The sequence below is a fragment of the Thalassospira sp. MCCC 1A01428 genome, from assembly GCF_002115825.1.
In the GTDB taxonomy this organism is placed as follows: domain Bacteria; phylum Pseudomonadota; class Alphaproteobacteria; order Rhodospirillales; family Thalassospiraceae; genus Thalassospira.
Map to the genome: position 1 here is coordinate 1 of NZ_JFJZ01000017.1, position 18917 is coordinate 18917.

Annotated in this window: 16 protein-coding genes; 7 read left to right on the forward strand and 9 right to left on the reverse strand. The window is 52.8% G+C overall.

Annotated features, from left to right (window positions below):
• Positions 1 to 80: 80 nt before the first annotated feature.
• From THS27_RS13995 to THS27_RS14005, 3 genes are all read left to right on the forward strand, one after another.
• Entirely contained in the window at positions 81 to 734 is a 654-nt protein-coding gene (locus THS27_RS13995; RefSeq protein ID WP_085591897.1) for a hypothetical protein, read from the forward strand.
• Positions 735 to 1173: 439 nt separating this feature from the next.
• Positions 1174 to 1830: an ABC transporter substrate-binding protein gene (locus THS27_RS14000; protein ID WP_246832963.1), complete on the forward strand. Its 657-nt coding sequence runs from the start codon at positions 1174 to 1176 to the stop codon at positions 1828 to 1830.
• 117 nt (positions 1831 to 1947) lie between these two features.
• Entirely contained in the window at positions 1948 to 3498 is a 1551-nt protein-coding gene (locus tag THS27_RS14005) for an alkaline phosphatase D family protein (protein WP_085591899.1), read from the forward strand.
• Between the two features lie 55 nt (positions 3499 to 3553).
• On the opposite strand, the gene THS27_RS14010 is transcribed toward THS27_RS14005, so the two are convergent.
• From THS27_RS14010 to THS27_RS14020, 3 genes are read right to left on the reverse strand one after another with little or no spacing between them, the layout of a single operon-like run.
• A complete protein-coding gene (locus THS27_RS14010) occupies positions 3554 to 4831 on the reverse strand; it encodes a Zn-dependent hydrolase (protein ID WP_085591901.1) in 1278 nt (425 codons plus the stop codon).
• Positions 4832 to 4889: 58 nt separating this feature from the next.
• A complete protein-coding gene (gene preA / locus THS27_RS14015) occupies positions 4890 to 6167 on the reverse strand; it encodes an NAD-dependent dihydropyrimidine dehydrogenase subunit PreA (protein ID WP_085591903.1) in 1278 nt (425 codons plus the stop codon).
• Between the two features lie 25 nt (positions 6168 to 6192).
• Positions 6193 to 7539 carry an NAD(P)-dependent oxidoreductase gene (locus THS27_RS14020; RefSeq protein WP_085591905.1) on the reverse strand — a complete coding sequence of 449 codons (1347 nt, stop codon included), beginning with the start codon at positions 7537 to 7539 and terminating at the stop codon, positions 6193 to 6195.
• 93 nt (positions 7540 to 7632) lie between these two features.
• Here THS27_RS14020 and THS27_RS14025 point away from each other — a divergent pair, with 93 nt between their 5' ends.
• From THS27_RS14025 to THS27_RS14035, 3 genes are all read left to right on the forward strand, one after another.
• Positions 7633 to 7905: a hypothetical protein gene (locus THS27_RS14025; RefSeq protein ID WP_139835586.1), complete on the forward strand. Its 273-nt coding sequence runs from the start codon at positions 7633 to 7635 to the stop codon at positions 7903 to 7905.
• 381 nt (positions 7906 to 8286) lie between these two features.
• A complete protein-coding gene (locus THS27_RS14030; protein ID WP_085591908.1) occupies positions 8287 to 8721 on the forward strand; it encodes a universal stress protein in 435 nt (144 codons plus the stop codon).
• 60 nt (positions 8722 to 8781) lie between these two features.
• Entirely contained in the window at positions 8782 to 10302 is a 1521-nt protein-coding gene (locus THS27_RS14035; RefSeq protein ID WP_085591910.1) for a sodium:alanine symporter family protein, read from the forward strand.
• Positions 10303 to 10379: 77 nt separating this feature from the next.
• Here THS27_RS14035 and THS27_RS14040 read toward each other — a convergent pair whose 3' ends face one another.
• The 6 genes from THS27_RS14040 to THS27_RS14065 all read right to left on the reverse strand — a co-directional run bounded on the left by THS27_RS14040 (position 10380) and on the right by THS27_RS14065 (position 18005).
• Positions 10380 to 11441, reverse strand: a complete 1062-nt coding sequence (locus tag THS27_RS14040) for an osmoprotectant NAGGN system M42 family peptidase (protein ID WP_085591912.1) — start codon at positions 11439 to 11441, stop codon at positions 10380 to 10382.
• 45 nt (positions 11442 to 11486) lie between these two features.
• The gene (locus tag THS27_RS14045) at positions 11487 to 12353 is read right to left on the reverse strand and encodes a FadR/GntR family transcriptional regulator (protein ID WP_085591914.1); all 867 of its coding nucleotides are present in this window, start codon (positions 12351 to 12353) and stop codon (positions 11487 to 11489) included.
• A 75-nt stretch (positions 12354 to 12428) separates the two neighbouring features.
• A complete protein-coding gene (locus THS27_RS14050) occupies positions 12429 to 13406 on the reverse strand; it encodes an ABC transporter ATP-binding protein (RefSeq protein ID WP_085591916.1) in 978 nt (325 codons plus the stop codon).
• A complete protein-coding gene (locus THS27_RS14055) occupies positions 13399 to 15366 on the reverse strand; it encodes a dipeptide/oligopeptide/nickel ABC transporter permease/ATP-binding protein (RefSeq protein WP_085591918.1) in 1968 nt (655 codons plus the stop codon). The genes THS27_RS14050 and THS27_RS14055 overlap by 8 nt, the downstream gene beginning before the upstream one ends.
• Entirely contained in the window at positions 15363 to 16310 is a 948-nt protein-coding gene (locus tag THS27_RS14060; protein WP_085591920.1) for an ABC transporter permease, read from the reverse strand. The genes THS27_RS14055 and THS27_RS14060 overlap by 4 nt, the downstream gene beginning before the upstream one ends.
• Positions 16311 to 16436: 126 nt before the next feature.
• A complete protein-coding gene (locus tag THS27_RS14065; RefSeq protein WP_085591922.1) occupies positions 16437 to 18005 on the reverse strand; it encodes an ABC transporter substrate-binding protein in 1569 nt (522 codons plus the stop codon).
• A gap of 232 nt (positions 18006 to 18237) precedes the next feature.
• Between THS27_RS14065 and THS27_RS14070 the strand changes: the two genes are divergently transcribed.
• Positions 18238 to 18903, forward strand: a complete 666-nt coding sequence (locus THS27_RS14070) for a DUF1028 domain-containing protein (RefSeq protein WP_085591924.1) — start codon at positions 18238 to 18240, stop codon at positions 18901 to 18903.
• Positions 18904 to 18917: the final 14 nt, after the last annotated feature.

Below are 18917 nucleotides of genomic sequence, written 5' to 3' on the forward strand. Positions count from 1 at the left end.
GTCAGACTCGGAACACTAGCCATCCCTCTGAATTATGATGCTCTTAAAAATCGTGAAAAATTTTCAAAGTGAATTAATCCATGAGAAAAATAATATTTTCCGTATTTGCAGTTTTACTGCTAAGCGCATGTACATCCGTTAAATATAATGGCACTGACACATTTATTAAAGAAGTAGACTATCCTCCGATAGGAGCAGTCACGACAGTATATGTTGGTGATAGTATGCTACAGAAAGGCAACATTACTGAAGAAAATGTACTGGTAGTCCATAACACAATCAGTGGATTGCTATATGACATACCTGCAAAATCTTATTCGCAAATAGGCTTTGACGATAAACAGGATTTTTATTCTGCAACAGGTGTAATTAAAGCCGCCCTAGCTGACCCCATTACAGCTCTATCGCTAAAGAAACAAGGCAACGCAGAGTTATGCGTAATAACAGTGTTTGGAGCCAGCTCCTGCTACAACGGAGATTATGAAAGAAAAAAACGGCTGTCAGAACGAGGAAACAGCTTCCAACAAACGTTAATTTATAGCGGACGAGTTGGCGACAAGATAAATATTGGCTACCGAGAATTCAGCAATAACACAGCACGTCCAGCTTTCAACAATGATGTTGAATACGACCTTTCCAACTCCAACATAATTGGATATAAAGGCGCTTTGATTGAAATAATTAATTCAGACAATAGTAGCATCACCTACAAAGTTATAAGAAACTTTCCATAAAAATATTTTCACTTATATTTGGTAAAATATTCTCTTTTTTACACCAACAAAACCTCGTGAACAAGGACTGTTAAAATTCAACCCTCCAGCGCCCCTCCCTTTGCATAGTTGATCTGTCCGAAATCGTGACAATCTGAAATACATATCTTCAGGTTGTGCAGATGAAAGCAGCATGAGCAACAAGGGTAAATTCTTACTGACATTGATTCCGCTCGGGCTATTGAGCATTACAGCACCGACAACGGCGCAAACCAATGCGCCGTCTGTGGGGCATAAGGTGGTAAACACACCTGTCAACAATCCCCCAATCGCTAGCATGCCTCCGGGCAATAGCAATCCCGGCCTCCTGCTCCCGCCAGCCGTTACAAACGTCTTAAAGGGGCCAAACGCAACACAATGCACAAAACTGCGTGCCAGTGGTGCTGTGGGATGGGAACCTGTGACCTATCTGGATGATCGGAGGGTCGCCCGGGGGTTGGGCGTTGACATTTTGCAAGAATTTGCGGCCCGAAGCGGGATCGATCTGGAGGTCAATCTCGACATTCCTTGGAACCGGGCGATGTTAATGTTGGCCAATGGCGAGATTGATGTCATGGCCGGGGCCTATTTTACGCAACAGCGCGACCGCCAGTTTTTCTATTCCCTGCCCTTTACCTCTGACGACATTGTCGTGTTTCAAAATGCCGATCATGTCTTTGAGGTCAATGAGGTGGGCGATCTGATCAATCGTCGCGGGGCGCGGCCCCAAGGGGGGAGTTATGGCGATTTTCTGGATAGCTATGCCAAGGACCATCTGGATATTATTTTTTCGCCGACGGGCAACCGCATTCTGGATTTGCTGATCAATCAGCGGGTCGATTACGTGATGCTGGGCCGATATGACGGTTTGGCAAATATCGCCAATGACAATATCAGCCATCAAATTCATATGGTTGAACCCCCACTGGTCAAAAATCCGGTCATGTTTATGTTTTCGCGCCAATCGCCCTGTCTGAAACTCGTGCCGCAGCTTAATCATTTTATCGCCGAGCTGGAAAAAACGGGTCGTTTGATGGAAATGACCGAAATCCATCTGCCAACCGTGCCGCAAAACTGAGTGCAACAGGCACACCGAAATCAATCGTTAAAAAATACAACTATCAATGTATTATAAAGAAGAAAATCCAATCCTGACTGGAAACACAACACACAGTTCATAGCGGGGAAATTGACAATGAAAACGCTAATGGGGCCGGTACTTTCATTTCGCGGCTATGACGAACAATCAAACAGCTGGAAATTGAGTGCTTTGGTCGTTACTGAAGATGGCGCACCCCGCGACCTATACTTTTCCGGTAATGTCCATGTTCCCCCCGCACCTGCAACGTTACTTTGGCAAGTCGGCAACCGCGCGGCATATCAGTTTTCCTTTGAAGCTCCCCTTTCAGACACGCCAACCAGGCTAACCTACAGCCCGGCGGAAAATACCTACTTTGATGTTCATCTTCCTGCACGCAGTGAAGCACCTTTTATGGCCTATGCGTCGTGCAACGGTTTTTCATCGCAAAAGGTCATGAAGGGGGTAGAGGTTAAAAATCGCATGTGGCTGGAGATGGCAGCACGCCATGATCAGATGCCCTATCACCTGATGCTTTTGGGCGGAGATCAAGTTTATGCCGATTCCGTTTGGGAAGTAGTCCCCGCCATAAAAAAATGGAACAGTTTGCCGAACGCTAAGGCCAATAAGGCATCCTTCACCAAAACAATGCGCAGCCAACTTACCAAATTCTATTTCGACCTTTACACAGAAAGGTGGGCACAGCCCGAAGTGGCCCAAATGATGGCGAGCATTCCAGCAATTTCGATGTGGGATGATCACGACATTTTCGATGGCTGGGGATCATATCCCGCAGAACGGCAAAACTGCGATGTGTTTCAAGGTATAGGCGACATCGCCAAACACACCTTTAGCGTTTTTCAGCAGCACCTTGCACTCAACGCTCAAAAACCCGCCCCCTATCTGGCACCAAATCAAGGATTTTCGGTGGGACATGTTGTGGGCTCGACCGCAATCCTGTCGATTGATATGCGCTCTGAACGCAGTCAAACACAGGTGTTGTCACCCGAACACTGGGAAAACATATATGCGTGGCTTTCCGGCCTTTCCAATATTGACCACCTGTTCGTCATGTCGAGCATCCCCGTCGTTTACCCCGATTTTAACATACTTGAATCCTTCCTGGGTGCAGTACCGGGACAGCAGGAACTTGAAGACGATTTGCAAGACCATTGGAGCAGTCGAAGCCACAAAGGGGAACGAAACCGCATGGTTCATCGGCTGTTTAAGTTTCAGGAACGGGGTATTAGGGTAACGATCCTGTCTGGCGATGTTCACGTCGCGGCCTTTGGCATGCTTGAGAATAACCGCACCGAATATAAGGGCCATACCCGGGTCATTAATCAGTTGATATCATCGGCCATTGTCCACCCTGCCCCCAGCAAGATGGTACTGTTTGCCTTAACCCACCTGTTGGACAAAGAAAGAGAAATTGATCCGGGTATCCTTTCGCGAATGGGTATCTTTCCCGGCACGGATACCAAGTTTGTCGGGGCACGTAACTTCTTAAGCCTTGAACCCGATCAGAACACAGAGCGACCGCGTTACTGGGCAAACTGGTTTGCCGAAAAACAGGGGGAACCCTTCACCAAGGTCATCCATCCCGTCAATCCACGAGCTTTTGGCCCAAATTCCCCTCCCAACCCGAAGAAAGGGCGGACCGGATAACCGGACCGCCCACAACAACAGTAAACTAAATGATCTTGCGGTATTAGGCTAAAACTCAAACGGTTTTCACTATAGCTGCCTCATCCGCCTTCGCTAGCACGGCATCGAGCAGCACCTGCCCGCCCGCATCTGACCAGTGTTTATGGACTTCCTCGATCTCGTTATGGGAAATGCCATCAACACAGGGGATAAAGATCATCGCTGTCGGGGTGACATGGGCGAGGTAACAGGCGTCATGCCCGGCACCCGAGACGATTTCGCGTGCCTTGTAACCGCCGCGTTCCGCGCCCTTGCGCACCGCATCCACACAGGACGGATCAAACGGCACTGGTGCGTAATAGAAGATTTGCTCGAACTCGCAGTCAAGGCCGATGCCAGATTTAATCTCCTCTACCCCTTTGCGAAGGGTAGCATCCATATCGGCCAGAACGGCGTCATCCGGGTGGCGGAAATCGACCGTCAGGAACACCCGACCGGGGATGACATTGCGCGAATTGGGGTGGATTTGCATCATACCGACCGTGGCACAGGCCAGCGGCCCGCGATCCAGGCCAATTTTATTGACCAGTTCAATGATGCTTGCCGCCCCCAAAAGCGCATCCTTGCGCGAGGTCATCGGCGTTGGTCCGGCATGGGCCTCCACCCCGGTCAGGGTGATTTCATACCAGCGCTGGCCCTGGGCATCGGTGACAATGCCAATATCCATGCCTTCATCTTCCAGGATCGGCCCCTGTTCGATATGGGCCTCAAAATAGGCCCCCATCGGATGGGCATCAATCGTGGCCTCGTCATCGCCCATATAGCCAATGCGTTTAAGTTCCTCGCCCATGGTTTTACCATCTACATCGGCGCGGGAATGGCCGTATTCTAGGTCAAACACCTTGGCAAACACACCCGATGCCACCATTGCCGGGGCAAAGCGCGATCCTTCCTCGTTGGTCCAGCACACGACCTCCACCGGAGCTTCGGTTTCATATTTGGCATCGTTCAGGGTACGGATCACTTCCAACCCGCTTAACACCCCATAAACACCATCATATTTGCCGCCGGTCGGCTGGCTATCAAGGTGGCTCCCTGCGACAATCGGCGGCAGGTCGGGGTTTTTGCCCTCGCGACGGGCAAAGATATTGCCCATCTTGTCAATCCGGATCGAGCAGCCTTCATCCTTGCACCATTTGATGAACAAATCGCGGCTTTCGCGGTCCAGATCGGTCAGGGCCAGGCGGCACACACCATCCTTGGCGGTTTTACCGATTTTTGCCATTTCCATCAGGCTGTCCCAAAGGCGGTCCGCATTGATGTTCAGGTTACGAGCGGTTGACGCAGCAGTCATAAATCAAAATCCTTTCATATGTGGGGCATATAAATGCAAAACTTGCGGGATGCTGCGCCTATTCGGCGGCGTCGCGCATCGGGTTGAGCGGATGTTGCGGCCAGGTCATATAGGGCTTGTCGGTTTTGACCGGCTCCATCGTGATACAATCGGGCACCGGGCAAATGTGGTAACACAGGTTACAGCCCACACATTCCTCGTCGATCACAACAAATTCCTTGCCACCTTCGGGCTTGGCATTCATCGCAATCGCCTGATGCGAGGTATCTTCGCAAGCAATATGGCAACGACCACATTCGATACATTTATCCGGGTCAATCACGGCCTTGGTATCGAAATTCATGTTCAGTTCGTTCCAGTTCGCCACCTGTGGCACTGCCTTGCGGGTAAACTGGTCAACACTGGTGTAACCCTGATCATCCATCCATTGCGACATGCCATCAACCAAATCATCGACAACACGGAAACCATAAATCATCGCCGCCGTGCAAACCTGCACCGCATTGGAGCCCAGCGCCATAAATTCGGCGGCATCTTTCCAGGTGGTGATGCCGCCAATCCCGGAAATTTCCAGCGCCCGGGTTTCCGGGGCGCGGGCAATTTCAGCCACCATATTGAGCGCAATCGGCTTCACCGCTGATCCGCAATATCCGCCATGCGTCCCTTTGCCATCCACCACCGGTTCGGGCACCATCTGATCAAGATCGACCGAGATGATCGAATTAACCGTGTTAATCAGCGACACGGCATCCGCCCCGCCCTTTAATGCCGCCTCGGCCGACCACAGGATATTGGTGATATTCGGCGTCAGCTTGGTGAAAACGGGTATATCCACCGCCTCCTTGACCCAGCGCGTGACCTGTTCAACCATTTCCGGCACCTGACCAATGGCAGAGCCCATGCCGCGTTCGCACATGCCATGCGGGCAGCCCAGATTAAGCTCCAGGCCATGCACACCACTTTCGGCAATTTGCTGGGCCAGATCCTTCCATGCGCGTTCCTCAATTGGCGCCATCATCGACCCGATAATCACATGATCGGGCCATTCAGCGCGGCATTCGCGAATTTCCTGAAGGTTCAGCGCCAGCGGGCGGTCGGAAATCAGTTCGATATTGTTAATGCCCAACAGGCGGCGGTTCTGGTCATGATGCGCGCCATAGCGCGACGATACATTGACGACAGGCGGATCAATGCCCAGCGTTTTCCAGACAACACCGCCCCACCCGGCCTGAAAGGCACGCACAACATTGTATTTTTTGTCGGTCGGCGGCGCAGATGCCAGCCAGAACGGGTTAAGGCTATCAATACCGGCAATCTTGCAGCTTAAATCAGCCATGTTCTCTCTCCTCGGCGGGCAATGCTCAGGCGGTTTTCAAAAAGGCATCCATGGCGATGGCGGCACATTTGCCATCTTCAACCGATTGCACGGTCAAATCCTCGCCGCTTTTGATGCAGTCACCGCCGGCAAAAATGCCCGGTGCCGTTGTCTGATAAGTGTCATCAACCACAATCTTGCCACCGGAAATTTCCATCCCGGCCAGATCATCGGTTTTAATTTTCTGACCAATCGCCTTAAGGACCTGATCGGTTTTGATCTCGAACGTTTCGCCGGTCCCCACCAGCTTGCCACTGTCATCCAGCGCGGTTTTTTCAAACACCATGCCCATCAGGCGGCCATTGGCCTTGATCTCGACCGGTTTGGCCCAATAGCGCACGATGACACCATTGATTTTGGCCAGCTCCTGTTCAAATTCGGTAGCGGACATATTTTCTGGCCCCCGACGGTAAACCAATGTGACCTCATCCGCGCCCAGGCGCTTGGCCTGCACGGCGGCATCAATCGCGGTATTACCCCCGCCAATCACAACAACCGAATTGCCCACCGGCATGGTGGATTTATCGCTGGCCTGTCGCAGTTCCTCGATAAAATCAATCGCGTCATCAACGCCACTGGCGGCTTCACCGGCAAGGCCCAGATTATTGGTCGCCCCCAGGCCAACACCGACAAACACCGCATCAAAGGAGGCTTTAATATCGCCAAGCGCTATGTTACGGCCCAACGCCTTGCCATATTCGATGGTAATACCGCCGATACCGAGCAAGAATTCAACCTCGCGCTGGGCGAAATCGTTGGTCATTTTATAGGCGGCAAGGCCATATTCATTAAGGCCGCCCGGCTTTGGCTTGGCTTCAAACACCGTTACATCATGGCCCAGCATGGCGGCGCGATGCGCACAGCTTAGCCCGGCGGGTCCAGCACCAATAACGGCAATTTTTTTGCCGGTTGCCGCAGCGCGCTTAAACGGATGCGGCAGGTTTCGGGCCATTAAATGGTCGACGGCGTAACGCTGCAAACTGCCAATTTCAACGGCTTCGTCCTCGGCAACATTGCGCACACAGGCTTGCTCACACAAAACCTCGGTCGGGCAGGCCCGGGCACAGGTGCCGCCCATGATATTGGCCGACAAAATGGTTTTTGCCGCCCCGTCCGGGTTGCCAGTGCTGATTTTGCGGATGAAACTGGGAATATCAATCGATGTCGGGCACGCCGTAACACAAGGCGCATCGTAACAATAAAGGCAGCGATTGCTTTCTGCCATCGCCTGCAAAGTGGAAAAAGGCGGGTGCAGATCGGTAAAATTGTCGGCAATGGCTCCTGCCGACATCTGGCCGGATTGCAAAGCGGGCTTTGCCTGCTGGGTCGTCATTTCATGTCTCCCTGCCGTAAAGGCGTCCTCTCCTGTGTCAGCGAGAGACATGTGCGGATTGAAATACATATCGCAGATACATCGCGGGTGTTGTTGGCACAGCAAAGCCTGCCAACCCTGACATATCCGGCAAATGTATTCCTGGCGTTTTTCAACAAACCCGTCGCATTTTGCGATCAGGCCGTCGATCCCGTTTTATTCTGCCGCGTTTTTGTCATTAAACTTTGCATACGCGGTCAGAAGCCTCTCTCTGACCTTTACAGCATGATCAATCCTGATCATTTGGTCAAGATTAAAAATCAACCGGCAAAAACGACGATAAAAACCTATCCAAAAGCCCGGATATCAACGGCTAAGGGGAACTAAGCCGGTATTTGAACCAGATTAAAATTAAATCCAGGATAGTTTTTCTGGAACATTTAACAACCTAAAGCGTTGCACCCTTCAATCTGAAGGGTTGCGACATAATGGGGAAATTCAATCCGGCATCCCCGTTCCGACCCCGTCAGGGACGAACAGCACGCGGCGAAATGCCTGCTGGTCAGGGAAATCAGGGATGCAATTTACCGTCAATATTCCGGGTTTAAGTACCTGCCTGCCCGCTCTCCCTTCCGATTATCCCTTCGCCAGTGGTGCGCCTGTATTTTGCGGCCTGTCCATGTGTATCACCCGGCATTACCGAGCAGAGAGGGAGTATCGCCCACAACATGAAAACCCACACCTTTCCCCGTTCATGGAGCAAGAAAAATGTCCGAACACCCCATACTGGTCGGGTTTGACGGCACCGACGCGGCCCATCGGGCCGTAAAATTTGCCGGCGCCCGCGCCGAGGCCGAAGGCTGCCCCATTCACATTGCCTATATTCTGGAATGGTCCCCCTACAGTTTCCTGTCCGCCCAGGAACTTGAAGAACGCCATCAACGCCGCAGCGAAGAACTGGGACGCGCGGAAACCACCCTTAACCCCGCCCTTGAAATCCTTAAAACAAAAAACATCGCCGTGACCTATGAAGTCCGATACGGGCATTCGGGTGAACTGATGTGCAAAATCGCCAAGGAACAGCAGGCCACCCAGATCATCATTGGTCGTAAAGGCGGGTCTGCACTTGGCGCAAGATTACTTGGCAGTCTGGCCCTGACCCTGGTTCAGGCAGCCCCCTTGCCGGTTACCGTTGTCCCATAAGCCGGCCCCGTCGCCGTTAAGAACACGAGCAAACAAAAAAGACAAAATCAGGAGCACCTCATGTTTTCGCCCAAATGGATTCCTGCCACCACGGCCGGTGTCGCCATTTTATCTTATTCGCAACTGGCCCATGCGCAGGAAAGCGGCATGGACCAGGCCATTAACGAAGCAATCGCCCCGATTTCGAATGTAATCGCCGGGGCGATTTTTTATTCTGTCTCCATTGGCGACACAGAGTTCCCCCTTATTGTTGGCTGGCTGGTTATTGCCGCCACAGTTTTCACCCTTTATTTTGGTTTTGTGCAATTTCGCATGTTTGGTCATGCCATTTCGCTGGTCAAAGGTGATTACTCCGACCCTAACGATGCTGGCGAGGTGTCGCACTTTCAGGCATTGGCCACTGCCCTTTCAGGTACTGTCGGTCTTGGCAATATTGCCGGAGTGGCTGTTGCCATTTCCATTGGCGGGCCGGGTGCCACATTCTGGATGATTTTGGCTGGCCTTCTTGGCATGGCATCAAAATTCACCGAATGCACCCTGGGCGTTAAATTTCGCAACGAATATCCTGATGGCCGTGTGTCGGGCGGACCAATGTATTATTTATCCAAAGGCCTGACGGAACAGGGAAAACCCGGTCTGGGCCGAACCCTTGCCATTGTATTTTCCATTTGCTGTATCGGCGGCGCTGTGGGCGGCGGCAATATGTTTCAGTCCAATCAGGCTTTTCAGCAAATTGTAAATGTAACTGGCGGTGAACAAAGTTTCATAGCCGATAGCGGCTGGCTGTTCGGGCTGGTGATGGCCATCATTGTCGGCATGGTCATCATTGGCGGCATTCGGTCCATTGCCAAGGTTACCGAAAAAATCGTGCCCTTCATGGCGGTCATTTATCTGCTGGCAGGGTTGGTCATCATCGGAATGAATATCGAACATGTCGGCGATGCCTTTTATCGTATTTTTGATGGCGCCTTCACAGGGGCGGGTGTTGCCGGTGGTATTGTCGGTGCGCTGATCCAGGGGTTCAAACGTGCCGCCTTTTCCAACGAAGCCGGGATTGGTTCAGCCGCAATCGCCCACTCTGCCGTGCGCACCAAAGAACCCATTACCGAAGGTTATGTTGCCCTGCTTGAACCCTTTATTGATACCGTGGTGATTTGCACCATGACGGCGTTGGTCATCACCATATCCGGCCAGTTGCAAACCGACCTGACCGGGGTTGAACTCACATCTGCGGCCTATGCAACCGCCTTTACATGGTTCCCGATCGTGCTGGCCCTTGCTGTCGTCCTTTTTGCCTTTTCCACCATGTTGTCCTGGTCCTATTACGGGTTAAAGGCCTGGACCTATCTGTTTGGCGAAGGCAAAGGCAAGGAAATAACCTTTAAGGCGTTTTTCTGCCTGTTCGTCATTCTTGGGGCCAGCATGAATTTGGACCCGGTAATTGATTTTTCCGACGCCATGATCTTTGCCATGGCCCTGCCCAATGTCATTGGCCTTTATTTTCTAATGCCAATCGTCAAACGCGAGGCTGTTCAATACTGGCAAAAAATTGACCGGGGCGAGATCAAAAAGATCAAATAACATCGTATGTGACGATACATTCAAACACATTGCGGCAGTCATCCTGGCTGCCGCAATGTTCTTGACTAACCCGTTTATCAGGAAACGACAGGCGGGCTTTGCACATAGGCCAGCAACAACCGCGCCACGGCAACAAAACTGTCCATATGGGCGCGTTCATGCCCGTGCGAGGCATCCAGCCCGAAACAAATCAATGACGCCCGGGTGTCGTATCCGGCCTCAAGGGCAGAGGCGACGTCGCTGCGATAAAACTTGAACACATCGCGCGAATGGTCAATGTCGTTTGCCCGGCACAAATCCATAAGATGGTGGTTCAAACGCCGGTCAAACGGGCCGGACATGTCCATCATCGCAATGGTGACGCCATATTCGCTGGTGTTCTGGCCCGGTGCAAAGGTGCCATTATCCACCGCGACCAGTTCACCGACGTCCTGATCAAGCACATGCGCCCCGCCCAGCCCCACTTCTTCGGCGATGGTGAAAATAACATGGCAATTCACCGGCAGTTCCAGCCGGTTTTCCATAACCGCCTTCATCATGGCCAACACCGATGCCACCCCGGCCTTGTCATCAAGGTGGCGTGACACCACAAATCCGCTGTCGGTAAATTCGGCATTGGTATCAACCGCGATCAAATCGCCGATATTGACCCCGGCTGCCACCACATCGGCCTTGTTTGCAACCCGCGCGTCAAGGCGCACTTCCAACTGTGCCCAATCAACAGGTTGGCTATCAACCTCGGCATTATAGGTATGTCCCGATGCCTTTTTGGGCAAAATCGTCCCGCGCCAGCTTTTGCCGTCATCCCCATGCACGGTCACCCGGGCACCTTCGGCAAAACGCGACGACCAGTGACCAACGGCAACCACCGCCAAACGGCCATTATCCTTAATTTCCCTGACCATCGCGCCTAGCGTATCAACATGAACAGCCACGGCACGATCAGGGACCTGGCGCTTACCGGGTAATTCTGCCACGATGGCACCGCGCCGGGTTAAATCAAACGTCACGCCAAAGTTTTTCAATTCGTTGCAAACAAGCGCAACGATGTCGTCGGTCATCCCCGTCGGGCTATGAATTTGCAGCATCCGACCCAGAATGGCAGCCAGATAGTCACGGTCAATATGCGGGGCGGACATGAAAACTCCTGTCAGTCATCGGGCCGAATTACATCTACGGGCAAATCAGTGTTTGGTGATAATCGAGGAAAGCGCCTGCAATTCAGGACTTAACGGCTGATCGGGCGGCACGTCATTGCTGCCCACCCGAAGAAAGCGGCGTTCAACCACGGCTTCCTGTTCTTCCATCAGGCGTTGGGCGGCGCACATATGCTGATAGGTGACAGCACGAACGGTTTCGCCATCGCCATTTTGCAATGCTTCAATCAAACGCAACTGATAACTGCGGCCAACCTCGCGCAATTCGGTATTGGGCTGATCATAGATCTTTTTGCAAACCGTCAGGTTCATCAAAAGATCAATCATAAACCGGCACACAAAGGCCAGCAGCGGATTGGGGCAAATCTCAACCAGAACCAGATGAAATTCCAGTTCCTTGATCCGCTGGCGATGGGCTTCTTCGATGGTGGCTGGCTGGCGAGCGTACCATGTCATTTTTTCTTCCAGACGCACAAAATCGGCTTCGTCCATCCGGCCAATGCAGGCGGCAACCATTTCAGGTTCCAGCAAAATGCGTAATTCATAAATATCGCGGATCGATAAATCCTTGAAAAAGAAGTAATTGCCCAGCAATTCCACAGCGCGTTGTTCGGGCACGCTGTCAATAAACGCCCCACCCCCCGGCCCGGTCCGGGTGGCAATCAGGCCCTGCGTTTCGAGTGATTTTAATGCCTCGCGCACGGTGCCTTTCGATGCGCCGAGCAGCGAAATCAGCTCTGCCTCCTGCGGCAGGCGTGATCCCGGTCGCAAGCGTTTCTGGGCAATATAATCCTTTATCGCCTCGCTAATCGCTTCGGGGCGTTTGCGGTCCCGCTTGCGCGTTTTATCCAGCGCATCCTGCCGGGATTTGGGAAATGTCGGTCGGTCGGTCATTCACGCTCCATATGCCGCTAGTGCGACCTGTATGCTGTCCCATTCAGGCAAATCAATTTTGCGGGTCGGTCTGTCTTATGTCATCGCGCCAAGCGGGTGAAAACAGGCCGCGGCATGATTATCCATTCCAAAATCGGCTTCGGGTACTTTTTTTCGGCAATCATTCTGCGCATATGGACACCGCGGCGCAAACGCACAGCCCGGCGGTGGCGCCATCGGGTCGGGCAATTCGGCATTGGCATCCTCGACTTGCAATCCTCGTTTGCCTGGTACGGGCGCACTATCAAGTAGCAACCGGGTATAGGGATGGCGCGGTGCCACAAACAGGGCCTGTCCGGCTGCCTGTTCAACAACACGGCCAAAATACATCACAGCCACACGGTCACTTACCGCCTCGACCACCGATAAATCATGACTGATGAAAATATAGGTTAAACCAAACCGTTTTTTCAGGTCATCTAACAAGTTTAAAACCTGCGCCTGCACCGACACATCAAGGGCCGATACCGGTTCATCAAGCACGATAATTTCCGGCTCTGCTGCCAGGGCCCGCGCAATGCCGACACGTTGGGCCTGCCCGCCTGAAAATTCATGTGGATAGCGATCCAGAAATTCGGGACGCAAATTAACGCAATCCATCAATTCTTCCAGCCGATCGGTCAAGGCCTGACCCGAAAGATTGCGCAAATAGCACAGCGGTGCCGACAATGTTTCGCGGATCAGCTTACGCGGGTTAAGCGAACTGATCGGATCCTGAAACACATATTGAATACGCCGCGATAGCGCATGACGATCACGTGACAGCAAATCATTTAACGGTTCACCCGATACAGTCACATCGCCCGCACTGGGCCGGTCCAACCCCACCAGCATCCGCGCCAATGTTGATTTCCCACAACCGGATTCCCCGACAACGCCAAGGGTTTCGCCCTTACGCACCGCAATATCCACCCCGCGCACGGCATAAACAGATGGTTTTTTGCCCATAAAAAGAGTGCGTCCACCGCCAAAAACACGCACCAGATCACGGGTTTGAAGAACAATATCAGGCATCTTCGCCTCCCATCGGTTTCAAACAGCGCACGGCATGCCCCGCCCCTAAATCATCAAGGGCGACGGCCCCTGCCCGGCAGGTATCATCCGCGCGGTCGCAGCGCTCGGCAAAGGCACATCCTGCGGGTAAATTGTTCACCGCCGGGGGCAAACCGGGAATGGCCGCCACGTCACGTTTGGCTTCGCCCAACCGGGGCACACAATCGATCAGGCGTTTGGTATAGGGATGGGCGGGTTGTTGCAAAACCTGTTGAGTGGTGCCCATTTCCACAATCTGGCCCGCATACATCACGGCAACCCGGTCGCAAATTTCCGATACCACACCAAAATCATGGGTAATAAACAACACCGATGTACCGTGTTCTGTGCGCAGATTGTTCATCAATTTCAAAATCTGCGCCTGTACCGTCACATCAAGCGCGGTTGTGGGTTCGTCGGCAATAATCAGTTCGGGTTCGTTGGCCAGCGCCATGGCAATGCCCACCCGTTGGCGCATCCCGCCCGAAAGTTGATGCGGATAGCTATCTGCGCGTTGTTCGGGGTTGGGAATACGCACCATTCGCAACAGCGATACGGCCTTGGCCCAGGCATCTTTGTAACTGACCCGGTTATGGGCGCGGATCGCTTCAACCAATTGATCCCCCACCGAAAATAACGGGTGCAAGGTTGAAAGCGGGTCCTGAAACACATAGGCAGCACGGCCTCCGCGAATGGCGCGAATTTCGCTTTCGCGCATGTCAAACACATCGCGGCCCTCAAGCATAACCCGCCCGCCGACAATGGTGCCCGGTGGTGATGCCACAAGCCCCAGTAACGAAAGAGCCGTGACGGATTTACCCGACCCGGATTCCCCCACCAGCCCAACACATTCATTGCGGCCAACGCTAAAAGACACACCGCCAACAGCCTTGTAAACATCGTCGCCCAGCACAAATTCCGTGCGTAAATCCTCGACCGACAAAATAGGATCACGGCCTGAATTTATGTTTGGGTTTGCATCGGTAACGTTCCCATTCGTCATGGTCTTGGAACGATCAATACGGGTAACAGGTGCCGGGCGGGCCAATGCACCCGATTTTAAACGCGGGTCAAGCACATCGCGAATGCCATCGCCCAGTAAATTGATGCTCATAACCAATAAAAAGATCATACCGCCCGGAATGGCCGATAAATGCAGGGCTGTTGTAATCAGCTTGCGGCCCTCGCCCAGCATGGACCCAAGGTCGGCCTGTGGGGGTTGCGCGCCCAAGCCCAAAAAGCTTAGCCCCGCTGTTTCCAAAATCATCCAACCCACCGTGGTCGACATGGTGATCACAATCACCGGCATCACATTTGGTAAAATCTCGCTTAGCAAAATGCGGATATGCCCCTTGCCCGACAAACGGGCCGCATCAACAAATTCGCGGTGGGCGATCCCAACCGTAACCCCGCGAATATTGCGAGCAAAAAACGGAATATTGACGACGGCAATGGCATAAAGCGCATTCATCAATCCCGGTCCCAGGGCGGCGACAATTGCAAGAGCAAGCAGGATATAGGGAAATGCCATCACCATATCGATGCCGCGCATCAAAACATTATCAGTGCGTCCGCCGAAATAGCCCGAAATAATACCAATCGCTGAGCCAAACACCGCTGCAAACAACGATGCGGAAATGCCAACAGCCAGACTAACCCGCGTGCCCCATAACAGCCGCGATAATAAATCACGGCCCAAATGGTCGGTTCCCAGAAAATGCCCGTCTGTTAAGGGCCGCAAAAGACGGTTGGCCGGGTCGGTTGCGTCCGGGTCTGTCAAAGGCAGCCACGGTGTGATCAGGGCGACAATAATAACACCGGCCAAAATCACTGCGCCTAGCAGGGCCAGGTGATTGCGCGCCAGCAATTTAAATGCCGACGGCCGGGCCGACGATTTACGGGGTTTTGCCGCCATTTTTGCGGTTGCTGCCGGGTTGCTCATGCCTTGACCCTCGGATCGATAAGATGTTGCAACACATCAGCAAACAGATTGAACAGCACATAACTTGCCGCCACAATCACAACGCCCCCTTGCACCAGCAAAATATCGCGGGTGGCAATGGCAGTTACCAGCATCCGGCCAATACCGGGCCACTGAAACACGGTTTCAATATAAACCGCCCCGCCCAGCACAAAGCCCGCTTGCACCCCGATCACGGGAATGACATTCACCAGTGCCGCCTTAAAGGCATGGCGATAAATCACCCGTCTTTCATCAAGGCCCTTGGCGCGTGCGGTGCGGATATAATCCTGTCGTAAAACTTCCAGCATGTTTGATCGGGTCAGCCGGGCTATCACCCCGGTTGCCACCACCGCCAACGTGATCGACGGCATCACCAGGTGGCGCAACAAATCGGGCAAGTCGCCCCCGCCGTAAATCGCATACATGCCACTAACCGGCAACCAGCGCAGATTGACCGCAAACAGCAACATCATCATCAGCCCCAACCAGAATGACGGCACGGAAATGCCGATCAGCACCACAAAAGTCAGGGTTTTATCGGCCCAGCCATATTGGCGCACAGCCGACACCACACCGGTTAGCAGGCCCAAAATCGTACACAACACCAACGATGTTCCCGCCAAAATCAACGTCGCACCAAACCGTTCCAGAATTTCATCTAAAACCGGGCGGTTAAGGCTGTAGGACCGGCCAAAATCACCGTGCAACATATGGGTCAGCCAGATCCAGTATTGGCTGATCAGTGATTTATCCAGACCCAGATCAGCGCGCAATTTGGCAACATTTTCCGGGGTGGCATAAGATCCCAAAATCGCCAGGGCCGGATCGCCGGGAATAAGCGACATGATTAAAAACACGATCACGGTCAGCCCGAAAAGCACCGGGACCATCAAAACCAGTCGGCGAAGGATATAGACGTGCATGATTACGGCTCGTCGGTGTGAATGCGGGAAAAGATACCGGGTGCAAAAGACATGATATTTCACACCCGGCCACATGTCGGCATGGTCACAGGGACCATGACGTTACAATGTCATCGGCAAACGGCCTTAATCCTTGCTAACGTCTTTTAACAGCAAGAAGAATGACGGTTGCAGTTTAAAGCCCTTTACCGCCGAACTGCTCACAGCATTCTGTTTCCAATTGGCAATAAAGGCCCACGGGGCGTCATCATGAACAATCTGCTGCATCTCGCGATACAGCTTCGCGCGTTCATTCTGATCGGTCGAGGTGCGGGCCTTTTCCAGTAATTCATCCACCTTGGGATTGGAATAATAACCGGAATTAAAACCGCCCTTATCGGGCCAGGCATCGGTGCGCAGGGCCAGGTAAGGCAGGGTGTCGGGGTCGTTGGTCATCCAGGCCATTTCGGCCATGTCAGCCTTGCCTGCCAAACCCGGATTAACCTTGCCCAGAAAGGTATTCCATTCATAGGTTTCGATTTTAACTTTAAGACCGACCTTCGCCAGATCTGCCTGGATGGCAGCCCCCATCGGGATCGGATCAAGCATACCTGAACCGCCTTCGGTGACATAAAAAGTCACTTCCTTGCCTGTGGCCCCGGCATCCCGGATCAACTGTTTGGCCTTTTCCACATCATAGGGATAAGGATCCAGGCTTTTGTCATAGGCCCAGGCAAAGGCAGGGGGTGTTGGCCCGGCTGCAACCTCGGCTGTGCCTTGCAACACATTGTCCACCAATGCCTTTTTATTAATGGCATAGTTAACCGCCTGGCGAACACGCTTATCCTTGAACGGGCCTTCCTTCATATTCAAAATCAGGAACCAAAGGTGCGGCCCCGCCTGCTGATAAACCTGAAAATTGTCGTCACCGGCAAGGTTGGTCAAACTGTCGGGCGGCACCTCAACCATCAAATCAATGCCACCGGCCATCAATTCAGCCACACGGGTATTGGCGTCGGTAATCGGTCGGAAAACAACAGCGTCAAGTTTTGGCGCACCATCCCAGTAATCGTCATTACGACTGACAACCACTTTGGCGTTGCTGTCCCATTCTTCAAACTTGAACGGCCCGGTCCCCACCGGGTGACGGCCAAAATCCTTGCCGTATTTCTGAACCGCTGCGGGCGATACGATCAGCCCGGTTGGATAGGCCAGATTGGACAAAAACGGCGCATAAGGTTCTTTTAAGGTAAACTTCACCGTCAGATCGTCAAGCACGTCGATTTTATCAACGGTGCTAAAGAAAAACGCCAGCGGAAACGGGCCCGTGTCATGTTCCGGGTGCTTTTCATCCAGCATCCGGTCAAAATTGTATTTTACCGCCTCGGCATTAAACGGCGTACCGTCGTGAAACGTCACCCCGTCGCGCAGCTTGAAGGTATAAACCTTGCCATCGTCCGAAATGGTCCAGCTGGTGGCAAGGTCGGGCTCGACCTCAAGCGTGCCATCCTTATAGCGCACCAGACCATCATACATATTAACCAGAATACGAAAGTCGTTAACCGCCGTATCCGCTGCGGGGTCAAGCGATTTTGGTTCGGCAATTTGTCCGACCAGCAGAACGCCCGGTGGGGTCTGTGCCTCAGCCTGCCCGGCTGAGAATGCTGAAACTGTCAGGGCTGCTGCGATCAGCGCCCCCTTAAACAGGCTTTTCATTCAAGCCTCCCTGTTATTAAGCCTCTCGATCTCGCCCGGATCAGAATCCGAACCTTGCGGCAACGACCGCTTGTTATTGTGCTGAACGTTTCCCGAACCAAAAGCCGTTGCCCGTCCTTTTGGCCATCACGGTTGCAAACTCTATTTATAATGATAAATTGGATTTCGGCAATTATTTATCATAATAAATTTAACCAACCCGCATTGCCGCCCCTCTGACCAGGCAGGAAACATGACCTACTCTCTTATCGCGAAAGACCCGAAAACCAACGCCCTTGGCCTGGTTACCGCCACCGGCAACCTTGCCGTAGGGGGCTTTGTTCCGCATCTGTGCCCCGGGGTGGGCGCCATTGCCACACAGGGGTTCTCTACCAACTACTGGTATGGTGTTAACGGATTAAAACAGCTGGAAAACGGCGAAAATGCCGATTCGGTGGTTAAAAACCTGACCGATGCCGACAAGGGCCGGGATTATCGGCAAATGTTGTTGCTTGATGCAAAGGGTAACGGGGCCGCCTGGACGGGCCATGCCAACACCGCGCACCACGCCCATATCATCGCCCCCAACCTGGTCGCCGGGGGCAATATATTGGCGAATGATGAGGTTATTCCCACCATGAAATCGGGCTTTGAACAGGCACTGAAAAACGGCGTCCCGTTTTCGCGTGCCCTGCTGTGTGCGTTAAAGGCGGCGTTTGAGGCGGGTGGGGACAAACGTGGCACCAGTTCGGCTGTGATCAAGGTTGTTGCGCCAAATGCCCTGCCGCTGGATCTGCGCGTTGACGATCATCCCCAGCCGATTACCGAGCTGCACCGGCTTTACGACATGACACAACAAGACGATTATCAATCTTTCTTTGTGCGTCTGCCCACACCGGATCATCCGCACCAACATTAATTCTTATCAACACT